Annotated in this window: 9 protein-coding genes; 4 read left to right on the top strand and 5 right to left on the bottom strand. The window is 37.0% G+C overall.

From position 1 onward, the window contains the following. Nucleotides 1–38: 38 nt before the first annotated feature. Both LF887_RS16105 and LF887_RS16100 read left to right on the top strand, forming a co-directional pair. Nucleotides 39–590, top strand: a complete 552-nt coding sequence (locus tag LF887_RS16105; RefSeq protein ID WP_236855274.1) for a DUF2652 domain-containing protein — start codon at nucleotides 39–41, stop codon at nucleotides 588–590. A gap of 355 nt (nucleotides 591–945) precedes the next feature. Beyond that, entirely contained in the window at nucleotides 946–3,111 is a 2,166-nt protein-coding gene (locus LF887_RS16100) for an outer membrane beta-barrel protein (RefSeq protein WP_236855273.1), read from the top strand. A gap of 318 nt (nucleotides 3,112–3,429) precedes the next feature. Here the strand turns inward: LF887_RS16100 and LF887_RS16095 are convergent, their stop codons facing one another. From LF887_RS16095 to LF887_RS16075, 5 genes are all read right to left on the bottom strand, one after another. Next, on the bottom strand, nucleotides 3,430–5,640 hold the full coding sequence (locus LF887_RS16095) for a glycoside hydrolase family 3 C-terminal domain-containing protein (RefSeq protein WP_410681167.1): 2,211 nt from the start codon (nucleotides 5,638–5,640) through the stop codon (nucleotides 3,430–3,432). A 296-nt stretch (nucleotides 5,641–5,936) separates the two neighbouring features. Next, complete coding sequence (gene metQ / locus LF887_RS16090) at nucleotides 5,937–6,746, bottom strand: methionine ABC transporter substrate-binding lipoprotein MetQ (RefSeq protein WP_236855271.1); 810 nt, start codon at nucleotides 6,744–6,746, stop codon at nucleotides 5,937–5,939. A gap of 114 nt (nucleotides 6,747–6,860) precedes the next feature. Further along, nucleotides 6,861–7,517 (bottom strand): methionine ABC transporter permease MetI, encoded by a 657-nt coding sequence (gene metI, locus LF887_RS16085; RefSeq protein WP_236855270.1) that lies wholly within the window; start codon nucleotides 7,515–7,517, stop codon nucleotides 6,861–6,863. Next, nucleotides 7,510–8,538 (bottom strand): methionine ABC transporter ATP-binding protein, encoded by a 1,029-nt coding sequence (locus LF887_RS16080; RefSeq protein WP_236855269.1) that lies wholly within the window; start codon nucleotides 8,536–8,538, stop codon nucleotides 7,510–7,512. Before LF887_RS16080 ends, metI begins: the two co-directional genes overlap by 8 nt. A gap of 18 nt (nucleotides 8,539–8,556) precedes the next feature. Next, nucleotides 8,557–9,555 (bottom strand): EamA family transporter, encoded by a 999-nt coding sequence (locus LF887_RS16075; protein WP_236855268.1) that lies wholly within the window; start codon nucleotides 9,553–9,555, stop codon nucleotides 8,557–8,559. A 629-nt stretch (nucleotides 9,556–10,184) separates the two neighbouring features. Between LF887_RS16075 and LF887_RS16070 the strand changes: the two genes are divergently transcribed. Both LF887_RS16070 and LF887_RS16065 read left to right on the top strand, forming a co-directional pair. Beyond that, nucleotides 10,185–10,481, top strand: coding sequence for a GNAT family N-acetyltransferase (locus tag LF887_RS16070; protein WP_236855267.1), 297 nt, complete (start codon nucleotides 10,185–10,187; stop codon nucleotides 10,479–10,481). A 167-nt stretch (nucleotides 10,482–10,648) separates the two neighbouring features. Then, nucleotides 10,649–12,259, top strand: a complete 1,611-nt coding sequence (locus tag LF887_RS16065) for a Na+/H+ antiporter (RefSeq protein ID WP_236855266.1) — start codon at nucleotides 10,649–10,651, stop codon at nucleotides 12,257–12,259. Nucleotides 12,260–12,660: the final 401 nt, after the last annotated feature.

Below are 12,660 nucleotides of genomic sequence, written 5' to 3'. Positions count from 1 at the left end.
TCTTTAAGGATGAAGCAGGTTTTTAATCTATTATCATTATGAAGACAACTATACAAGAGGGGATCATTCTTATTCCGGATTTCAGCGGATTTACAGAATTTGTATTCAATACGAAACTGTATACCGGTGAATATATCGTGAGGCAGCTATTGTCTACACTTATTGATGTGAATGATCAGTATTTTGAAATTTCTGAAATTGAGGGAGATGCTATTTTATTTTACCGCTACGATGAAAATCCTTCTTATCAAAGGATTTCCGGAATGCTTTTGAAAATGAGAAATGCCTTCAACAGGAAAATAGAAGAATTATGCAAAAGCTTAAGTACCACCATTGATCTGTCTCTAAAGTTTATTGTTCATTATGGGTCGTTTTCACAATATAATATAGGGAATTTCAGAAAGCTATACGGAAAAACGATTGTAGAAGCCCACCAGTTTCTGAAAAATGGATTGGCAGAACAGCCTTCCTATGCCCTTTACAGTAATTCCTTCCTTGAAAATACGAAGAATCAGGAACCTGAGTATAATCAGGATAAACACCACCTGCCGGAAGTAGGTGTTATCCATTATTTTGAAAGTTTAAACTAGCATATTTTTTAATATTAATCCTTGTAATTTTGCTATTGCTAGCAGCCCGGGTGAGATCCGGGCTTTTTTTGATGAAAGTTTATTGAACAAGGACTTTGGATCCGTTTAACGGGAAGTATTTATAGATGATTTTTAAATAATTTTTTTTTGCGTTAGAATGAATTTTTTAAGATATTTTATTATGAAGTTTATTGATATTATTTCATTTTGTTAGTGAATTAGTATTGCTTTCATGTTTATGTTTGAGGGATTATTTGTTATATTATTGGGAATTAGATATTTATTTCATTTTTTTTACTTTTAGATGTAACAATTAGGGGGAGATAGTGGTCTTATAGATAAAACTAAACTTCTCATGAAAGTAATTTTATTTCCGATCGCGGTATTAACGGGTTCTTTGGCATTTGCCCAGGCCCAGACTGCAAAGGATACCGTAAAAACAAATGCAAAAGAAATAGAAGCGGTTACCCTTGTTGCCAGAAAACCCACAGTAGAATCCAAAGTAGACAGAACCGTCTTCAATGTAGCAAACAGTGCTATTCTGGCTGGAAACACTACCTGGGATGTTCTTAGAATGACTCCCTTGGTAAGTATAGATAATAATGATGCTGTAAAAGCAGAAGGACAGACCGTCACTGTATATATTAATGACCGTAAGTCGGTTTTTACAGGGAAAGAATTAAAGGAATATCTAAAAACAATTCCTGCTGATAACCTGATGAAAATTGAAGTTATTACCAGCCCGTCTTCACGATATGAAACTTCCGGATCCGTTATCAATATTGTCTTGAAAAAGAGAGATGATGAAGGGATGAAAGGAAGTATCTCACTGAATAACAGACAAAGTACCAAGAATTCTCAATATACCAATTTTAATCTTAATTATCATAAGAAGAAATTTACCCAAACATTCATAGGGAGCTATAACAATGGAAGCTACGTGCAGAAAAATGAAACACTGGATACCCGTTATAAAACTAACAGGATTAATAAAACAAGTGTTGAAACAGAATCAAGAAATGAAAGCCCTTCTCTTTCTTCCACTTCAGAATTTGAGCTTAATGATAAAAATAACATCGGGCTTGTTCTGGAGTATTTTCAAAACCGAAGCTTGTCATTCGGAGAATCAGACGGGAGACTGTCAGAAGATGGAAAGCCTGATAACTTCTATCACCAGACTCAGAATACATGGGGATTCAGCCGTACTTTAGGAACCAATTTTTTCTATAAATATTATGATAAAGAAAAGAGTAAAATATTAGACATCAATATAGGAACTAATTATTCCGGGTATGATAATGATAACCTGATCAACAAGCAGGGGTCGTCAAAACCTGAAGAGCTGGGAGCAATCAGCAACAGTCAAATGCGTAATTATTACCTGAAAGTAGATTATACCCAGCCGATAGGGAAATCAGGAGGAACGCTGGAAGTAGGAGGTAAAACAGATTTTAATAATAATATTATTCCTAACAGTCTCTACGGATTCAGTATGAATGATGTCAAATCGGAATATTATAATCTTGCGAGAAATGACCGCTTTTATTATGAGGATAATATAAGCTCTTTATATGCTAATTACAGTAAAACGTTTTTTAAAAAACTGGAAACCAGAGTAGGACTTCGGTATGAGTATATTGACTACAAGGTGGGGCAGGATGTTGCAGGCACACAAAGAAAAGATTCGTATGGTACATTTCTTCCCAATTTGTTGGTGAAGTATACCTTTTCGGATAAATATGATGTCAGCCTTACTTATAACCGCAGCATATGGAGACCATGGTATTCCGAGTTTAATCCTTTCCTTGTTCCTGATATTAACGGAACGTATTCCAGAGGAAATTTATATCTGAATCCTAATCCCAATGACCGTCTTTATCTGAAGTTCGGAATTTTGAAGAAATACTTTATTTCTGCAAGATATATGCATACCAATCAGGATTATTGGACAACCTATGCCACGGAGAACGGGAGAACGGTTTCTGTGCCTGGGAACTTTGATGGTAAGGTAGAGAAATATTATTTGTTCGCTAATACCAATCAGAATTTTATGAAAAATAAACTGAACGTGAATGTTGGATTTGGATGGTATTATATTAACAATAAGGATTTTAATGAAAAAAATCAGATTGGGGGTAAAGATTATATCAGCTATTGGGGCGGATCTGCAAATGTATCTTACACCAATCTTTTCAATAAAAATATTAATCTGAGCGCATGGATGGAAATTGCCAATCAGAATAACGGAAATTCATATGCCAATAATACCAATGTTTTTCACAATATTTCGGTAACCAAAATATTCCCTAAAACGCAGATGGAACTAAGTATGCAGCTGATGAATATTTTTAAAAGACCTTATTCTGATACCACTACCTACAGCCAGGACGGAACGTTCAGGGATTATTCAAAATGGGATTGGTATGGGGTTTCACTTACTTTTGTGAAGCGTTTCGGAAACCAGAAGGTAAAAGAAAATACGAAGACCGATGTAGAGAAAAACTCCGGCGGAGGAAAATAATTCAAAATCTGTCAGAAGAAATACAAGCAGATCCCAGTAATGGAATCTGCTTTTTCATTGTATGGAACCTGAAAGTTTTAAGAGGGAAGAAGTGAGAGACGGAGTATTTCTATCTATGAAAAAAACTGCCTGATTCCCAATAAAAAAGGATGAGGTTTTTAAGTGTACACCTATTCACAAAGTATCTTCAAGTCAAGGGTTGCTATTTTTGTGTCTGTAAGAAAAATAAAAAAACAGATTCCCATCGGAATCTGTTTGCATTCTATCAAATAATTATTAAATAGAAGAGCTTTGCGCTCTCAACTTTCAATTTTTTACTTATTTCAGAGTGAATTTCACTTTTGTTTTAATAGCATCTGAGGAATTTCCGATCTGTGCTTCGAAGTCTCCGGGTTCAGCTACCCAATCGTGTTTGCCGGCATCAAAATAACTTAATGCGGTTTTATCAATTGTAAAAGTTACTTCTTTCTGTTCGCCAGGATTTAAGAATACTTTTTCAAAACCTTTTAATTCCTTTGCAGGACGTGGAACAGATGATTTTAAATCACTGATGTATAGCTGGGCAACTTCCGCTCCGGCTTTTTTTCCGGTATTTTTTACACTTACTGTAAAAGTGATTTTACCGTCTTGTGAAATCATAGTTTGATCAGCCTTTGCTTTTCCAAACTCGAAAGTCGTATAACTCAGTCCGTGTCCAAAGCTGAATAATGGTTTTATATTTTTAGTGTCGTGCCAGCGGTAACCTACAAAAATACCTTCGTTATAGGTAATATTGATTGGGTTTTTCTGATCCTTTCCTTTTCCTGCAGCCAGCTCATCTTTCTGTCCAGGATATTCTCCCAGCTGATGTGCTGAGTTGTCTTCAAGTTTTACAGGGAACGTAAACGGAAGTTTTCCTGAAGGATTAGCATCACCTGCTAAAATAGCTGCAATGGAGTTTCCTGCTTCAGAACCAAGGTACCATGCCTGTACTACAGTTGGAACTTCTTTGATCCATGGCATTGCTACAGCATTTCCGGTCACTAAAACAACAGCCAGGTTTTTATTGGCTTTAGCAAGAGCAGTGATCACGTGGTCCTGATTGTAAGGAAGTCCGTAGCTTTTTCTGTCATTTCCTTCACTATCCTGGAAATCAGCTTTATTTAATCCGCCTACAAAAATTACATAATCTGATTTTTTTGCCAATTCTACAGCTTCATTGATCAGTTCAGATTCTGAACGGGTATCTTTTAAATCCTGTCCGGATTTTACGCCATTATATTCTCCGCCAATATCTCCCACATAGCCTCTGGCATACTGCACATCAGCCTGTTTTCCAAACCTGGATTTGATTCCGTCTAAAGGGAGTGCTTCATATTTTACTTTTAATGAGGAAGAACCACCACCGACCGTCATGATCTTAATGGCATTTTCACCGATAACAGCAATTTTTTTAGCCTTATTGATATCAATAGGAAGAATATTTCCTTGGTTTTTCAGTAAAACAATTCCTTCTTCTCCAATTTCCTTTGCGATTGCTTTGTGCTCTTCAGATGCAACATTTCCAAAAGGCTTGTTGCGGTTCATGGTGGTTTTATAGGCAAGGCGAAGCAGTCTGGTTACTTTGTCATCAAGTTCTTTTGTTCCTACTTTTCCAGCCTTAATCAGATCAAGATAAGGTTTGGCAAGATAGTAATTGTCGTAAGCATTTTTGGTTCCGGCAGAAAGCCCGTTGGTCCATGAGCCGAATTCAACATCAAGGCCATTGTGAATAGCCTGCTCGGTATTGTTTACAGCACCCCAGTCGGAAACTACCACTCCTTTATAATTCCATTCTTTTTTCAAAATATCATTTAAAAGGTACTGGTTCTGGCTTGCATACTGGCCTTTGTACATATCATAGGCCCCCATGATCGTCCAGGAATCCCCTTCAGTTACTGCTGCTTTGAAAGGCGGAAGGTAGATTTCATAAAGGGTTCTGTCGTCTACATTTACATTACTTGTGTGACGGAACATTTCCTGATTGTTCAGGGCAAAATGCTTTACAGAAGTTGCCACACCATTAGACTGTACTCCTTTAATATAAGGGACTACCATTTTTGAGGTCAGATAAGGATCTTCCCCCATATATTCAAAATTTCTTCCGTTTAAGGGTGTTCTGTAGATATTAACTCCAGGGCCTAAAAGAATATCTTTTTTTCTGTAACGGGCTTCTTCACCCAAAGCTTTGCCGTAGTTCCATGACATTTTTTTATTCCATGTTGCAGATAAAGCAGTAAGGGCGGGATAAGCGATGATAGAGTCGTTGGTCCATCCTGCCTGGTCCCACTCGTCCCACATGACTTCAGGTCTTACTCCATGAGGGCCGTCTGTTGTCCAGAATTCCGGAATTCCCAGTCTCGGAACACCCGGTGAACTGAATTTAGATTGCGCATGAAGCATAGCTACTTTCTCCTCCAGAGTCATTCTGGAAAGTGCATCCTGAATACGCTGTTCTACTGGTTTGGATTCATCTAGATATACCGGTAGAGTAGTATTGGTCTGAGCCATATAAGAAACAGAAATAAAGGTGAATAAACTTATAATGACGGTTTTCTTTAACATAATGCCTTTCTATTTGATAAGAATAACAAAAGTAAAGAAAATTTTTATTATCTCAAATTGAGAAAATAAAAAAATGAATAATAAAAAACTGCCACATGATTGATTGACAGTTAAAAGTTGAAAATTCATCAGGAAGTTTCCGGAATATTTAAAGAAGTAAAGAGGGGAAAATTGAGAAAGAAAAAAAATAAATGAAATGATTTACCCTTATCCACTCTCGTATTGTCATCCACTCCAATTCATTAATCCCATCCTTTTACCGCTCCTCCTTTGAAGATTTCCTTAGCTTTCTTTTCCACTTCAGGAGATTCGTAGGCTTTTACAAAGTTTTTAACTTTTTGGCTGTCTTTGTTGTCCGGTCTTGCTACAATTACATTGACGTAAGGAGAGTCTTTATCTTCTACAATGATTCCTTCCTTTTCCTGATTTAATCCGGCCTGAGCTGCAAAATTGTTATTGATAATTCCTACTACAACATCTCTGTCTTCCAGAACCCTTGGAATCTGTGCGCCTTCAATCTCCATGATTTTAAGCTGTTTAGGATTGGCTGTAATATCAGTGACTTTCGGAAGGAGCCCGACACCGTCTTTTAATTTTAAGAGACCGCTTTTTTGCAGCAGAAGTAAAGAACGTCCGCCATTGGTAGGGTCATTGGGAATCACAACGGTACTTCCATCCTGAAGCTGGCTGATATTTTTTATTTTTTTAGAATAAGCTACAATAGGGAATACAAAAGTATTTCCTACCGGTACGAGGTGGTATCCTCTCTGCTTGGACTGTTCACTTAAATAAGGAATATGCTGGAATGCATTGGCATCAATATCTCCATTAGTCAAAGCTTCATTAGGAACTACATAATCATTAAAAGGAATAAGCTCTACTTCCAGATTGTATTTCTCCTTTGCAACTTTTTTGGCGACTTCAGCAATTTCCTGCTCCGGGCCATAGGTGATCCCTACCCGAATAAAGTTGGGGTCATCTTTTCTTCCTGAACAGGCGTTGAACAGAAGTAATCCGGCTGTTAAAAAACTTAAAATCTTTATTTTTTTCATTTTATTTTCTATTTAAACAGATCTAAGGAAAAGAAAGCGAATCGGGAATATATTATTTTCCACTCCACATTCTCCATTTTTCATTTTCAACTCTCCAATCCTATAAAACATTTTCTATCTATGGTCAAAACTTTTTGAAAGCCTGTCTCCTGCGAACTGGATAATGAAAACCAAAAGTACAAGCAAGATCAATACGGTATTCATAATGACAATATCATACCCGATATATCCATATTGGTAGCCAACCTGCCCTAATCCACCGGCTCCTACAGCACCTCCCATCGCTGAGTATCCTACAAGAGTGATCAAAGTGATCGTTGCATTATTGACTAATGAAGGAAGTGCTTCGGGAAGCAATACTTTTCTGATGATCTGTAACGGAGAAGCTCCAAGGGATCTTGCTGTTTCTATAAGACCTTGTGGAACTTCAATAAGGCTGTTCTCAACAAGTCGTGCAATGAACGGAGCTGCTCCTACACTTAAAGGAACCAACGCTGCATTCACTCCAATAGAAGTTCCCGCTAAAATTCTTGTAAAAGGAATCATCCATACAATTAGAATGATAAAAGGAATAGCCCGGAAAATATTAACCAGAATAGATAAAATTCTGTGGTAAAAAGTGTTTTCCATCAGCTGTCCTTTTCTTGTTAAAAACAACATAATCCCAACCGGAAGTCCCAGTACAAATCCGAAAAATCCGGACATAAACGTCATATACACTGTTTCCCAGGTTCCTTTTGCCAAAAGGGCAATTACCGCATCACTAAGCATATCCTTTTACTGTATTTTGAATTTTATTCTGATTAAAATAGTAGATAGCCTGCTGATTTTCTTCCGCAGCTCCCTGAAGTTGCAGCAGCAGTTTTCCAAAATTGGAATCTCCCAGATATTCCACGTCTGCTTTTAAAAGTTTATAAGGGATTTTATATTGGTTGTACAGCGTTGAAAGAAGCTCTTCAACACTGATGTTTTCATTAAGTTCTATTTCGACCAGCGGAAATAAACCATCCTTTGGCTCTTTCTGCAGTCGGTTATTGAGTTCCTGTGGCAGGGTCATGATGTCTGAATTTATAAATTGACGGATTACCGGATGTTCCTTATCCGAAATAATCTCGCTTAAAGTTCCTTTTGTTACTAATTTTCCTTGGTCTATCACTGCTACATGATTGCAGACTGCTTTGATGACCTCCATTTCGTGGGTAATTAAAAGAATCGTAATTCCCAGTCTCTTATTAATATCCCTTAAAAGCTGTAAGATAGACTGTGTTGTAGCAGGATCTAGTGCACTGGTGGCTTCGTCAGAAAGCAGCAGATGGGGATCATTAGCCAATGCTCTTGCAATAGCTACCCTTTGCTTTTGTCCTCCGGAAAGACTTTTAGGATAATCGTTGGCTTTATCTTCCAGTCCAACAATTTTTAAGAGTTCATTGACTTTTTTATTGATTTGATCTTTACCTTTATTATCCAGCTCCAGAGGCAGAGCTACATTATCAAAAACAGTTCTTGAAGAAAGAAGATTGAAATGCTGGAAAATCATTCCTATTTTTTTACGCTCTTCAGCCAGTTGCTTAGAACTTAGCTTAGTGAAATCCTTTCCATTAATAATGATCTGCCCTTCATCTGGTCTTTCCAATAGATTTACCGTACGGATCAGTGTACTTTTACCCGCTCCTGAAAATCCGATAATCCCTACGATATCACCTTTTTCGATATTGAGGCTCACCTTATCCAGTGCCTTGAAGGACTGCTTTTTCTGATAAAATGTTTTTGATATATTTTTAATTTCTATCATTCTGATATTGTATACTTTTTAAATTGGCTGATATCGTCTGCCTGCTCTGTTAAAAAATCTTCTTAGTCTTCTGATTTTAACCTTCGACCGTTTTGAAAGCCTGAAGTACTTGGTGACATTCGTCAGAAGTACTCCCAGTAATATGATAGATAAACCATATAGCTGGCCTCCATTAATGCTTTGATGGGCAACAATCCAGCCTGCAATAACCGTTACAATAGGGTTAATGTAGGTATGGGTGCTTACTAAAGCGGCGGGTTTTACGGACAATAGCCAAATGTACGACAAATAAGCGATTATCGATCCAAAGAAAATCAAAAACAGAACCCCGAACCATGCTGATAAAGGAACAGCTGAAATAGAAAAACCAGTCCATTCTTTTCTTATAAAAGCAATAAAAAAACATACTAATCCCGCTACTATAAGCTGTTGTGCAATATTCATAAAAGTGGATTGTGAAGCCGGATTTTTCTTAGAATATAATGAACCCAGCACCCATGCTACGGAACTTAATCCCAATACGATAAATGCCGTAATACGCAGATGGCCGTTGCCCACCGCATGAGCTGCACTTGAATGGACACTTCCTTTTAAGAATAATATTAATCCTGCAAAACCAATTGCCAAACCGATTGGAATAAACTTATCTGTAAAATAATATTTCCAGTTTTTTTTGTCAATAGCGATGAACCAGAAAGGACCGGTTGCTATTGAAATTGCAGCTTCAGAAGCAGTTACATATTGTTCGCCCCAGGCTACAAGTCCGGTTCCCCCGGCAAGGATAAGAATTCCTGTGACTGCATTTTTTTTCCAGTTGATCAGTGAATTTGCTTTTTCTCCTCTTGAAAGAAGATATCCTATCATCAGAATTCCGGCAACCAGAAATCTCAATCCTGAAAGGATGAAGGGGGGGAAACCTTTTAAGCCAAATGAAATAGCTAAAAACGTAATTCCCCATATCACATAGATATTTGTAAACGCCAATGGAATCAACCATTTGTTTTTAGAATTGCTCATTTTTATTTTTTTAATGTTGTTTGTTTTTCAATAAAAAAGGCCCTACATCGTGGTAGGGCCTTTAAAAAATATGTCATATAAAAGTAAGGTCAACCACAGTATTCTTGATGTATAGGCATACAGGTAACCATCATCATTGTTTTGATGGTATGTTTCTTTATTGAATTATTCTTGAATTCTGCCTTCATTTTGTTTTATTTCCTGAATACGTTTGCAAATATATAATATAATTTTTATTAGTCCACTAAAAAAGTAGACTTTTTGAATATTAAATTATTGTTAATGGATTAATGGTTTGATTTGTAGTGTTTTGGTGTTTGTTTTTAATGCTCTCTTAATTAGGTGAAGCTATTTTAAATATTTTAAAAACCAAATTTTATTAAAATACAGCGTTATAAAAAAGATAAAATAAGATGTTTTTTTTAAGAATTATATAAAGCAGTAGGTGGTTTTAAATGAAAAAGTATTTACTAAACCAGTTAAATGGACACCATTTCCCTGAGCTGTAATTTAGCATTAAAATTAAAGATATAAATGCAGTAAAAAAGGACTGCTACCGAACTTATCATAGGTCATCGGACAGAACTATAAAGAATACTAATTTTGAATCAATAATTAAAAACAAAAAAATGGAAAGAACAGAAATCGTTTTAGAAGGAAGAAGAGGAGAAATTCAACTTTTTTCAGACAACCATAAAGCAGGAAAAATGGATATTTCAGTGATCGGGCAGAAGCTGACAGTATACCATACTGAGGTTAATCAGGAATACGAAGGAAAAGGTTTTGCCAAAATTTTATTAGAAAGACTGGTGTCCTATGCAAGGGAAAACGATCTGAAAATTGTCCCTTTATGCCCTTACGTCCATGCTCAGTTCAAAAGACACCCGGAGGAATATAATGATGTTTGGATGAAGGAGGAATTATAAAGAAGATGCGGGTAGGAGGGTTGGAGAGAATGGATAATGAAAAATGGAGAATTAAGAATTGCCAATTTTTCTTTTCTTCTTTTTACCCCTCTTTATCCTTCTTCAGCTTCTACAAAGACACAACCTCATCATTTCAACTTTCAACTCTCAATTTTTAGCTTAAAAAAATGCACGAACAACTACTTTTAATTCTGGGACTCCTATTAATCGTTATGCTTCTGGTTATGCTGGCACAGCGCATCAAAATTGCGTATCCTATTTTTCTGGTCCTTGCGGGACTGGGTATCAGCATGATTCCGGGTGTTCCGGTTTTAAAACTGGATCCGGAGATTATATTTTTAATCTTTTTGCCCCCGCTTTTATATGAAGCGGCCTGGTATACCTCATGGAATGATTTCTGGAAGTGGAAACGTCCCATCAGCCTGCTGGCTTTTGGATTGGTATTCCTGACTTCTTTGGTGGTGGCTTTTACTTCCCGGATGCTGATTCCCGGTTTTACTTTGGCGTTAGGGTTTTTATTGGGGGGAATTGTTTCTCCGCCTGATGCGGTGGCTGCAACAACGGTCTTAAAAGGATTAAAAGTTCCCAAACGAACCATCGCCATATTGGAAGGTGAAAGCCTGATCAATGACGCCTCTTCACTGATCGTCTTCAGATTTGCACTGGCTGCTGTAATGACAGGTGTTTTTTCCATGCATGAAGCAACAGGTCAGTTCTTTCTTGTGGCAGGGATGGGAATAGTAGTAGGAATAGTGGGTGCCCATATTTTCTATGCCATTCACAGGTTTTTGCCTACGACACCGGCCATTGATGCCGCTCTTACGGTAATGACTCCTTACATTTTGTTCCTTTCTGCTGAACATTTTCATTTTTCAGGGGTGATGGCTGTGGTGAGCGGAGGTTTGTTTATGTCTTTCAGGGCCCATGAGATGTTTAAAACTGGAACAACAAGGATCAATATGACAGGCGTATGGAATACCCTGATCTTTGTAATGAACGCATTGGTTTTTGTTTTAATTGGCCTTGAACTTCCGGACATTATCGACGGTTTAGGAGAAACTTCCTTAATGGATGAAATACAATATGGCTTAATGATAAGTCTCATCGTCATTGTGGTACGCCTTTTATGGATTTATCCGGTTGCTCATATTCCTAGATGGCTGAGCAAAAAAGCCCGTCAGGATCCGAGCCCGGGATGGAAAAATCCTTTAATAATAGGCTGGGCAGGAATGAGAGGAGTTGTTTCTCTGGCTACGGCACTTTCTATTCCGGTGATGATGAATAACCAGGCTCAGTTTCCGATGAGAAATCTTATTATTTTTATTACCTTCATTGTTATTTTTGTGACATTGGTTTTTCAGGGACTGACGCTTCCGCTGATTATTAAATTAACCAAAATCGGAGAGATTGATTCTATTCTTCCTTCCCACGAGCAGCAGGCAGGAATTCAGATGAGACTTGACCAACTTGCTGTGAACAGGCTTAATAAGGAATATGAAAGTTCAATAGAGAGCAACAGTCTGGTTGAAAATCTTAAAATAGCATTGGAAAATGATATCACACTCCATCAAAATCATTTAAGTTCCATTGAAATGTGCAGCAACAGACAGCATGATATGAAAGAATACCACAAGATCATGCTTGATATTTTTGAGCATCAGAGAAAAGAGCTTTTTAAAATGAAACGTGAAAAACTGTTCAGCGATGCTGAAATCAGAAAAGCAGAATCACAGCTGGACCTGAATGAATTGAAGATAACGGGAAATAAACATCTTTAGGAGTTGAAAATTGAAAGTGAGAAATTGAAAATGCATACCTGGAAATGATTAATTTTACGTGCAAATGATTCATTGCCCACTTTCAATTTTTAATTTTCAACTATTAAAACAATTACAATGAAAACACTCCATTTTTAGTAATCGGAAAGAATCAGGAGATTCTGGCGGTCTTAAAAAGAATTATTGAAAACAACGAAGGCTGGGCAGCTGAAATCCAAAGCGATGAACACTTCTGTTATGAATATATAAAAGAAAATAAAGTAGATATTGTTCTTTTAAGTTCAGGTCTGGAGGACGAATTTGAAAAAGATATTAAAGTATTCTGTGAGAATTTGGATAAGGACGTAAAGGTAATTGATCATTATGGCGGAGGAAGCGGTCTTTTAAAGAATGAAGTTTAC

Origin of the sequence: Chryseobacterium sp. MEBOG06 (genome assembly GCF_021869765.1) — a bacterium.
GTDB lineage: Bacteria > Bacteroidota > Bacteroidia > Flavobacteriales > Weeksellaceae > Chryseobacterium.
The sequence above is the reverse complement of the archived record's forward strand: the minus strand, read 5'-3'. Positions and strand labels throughout refer to the sequence as shown.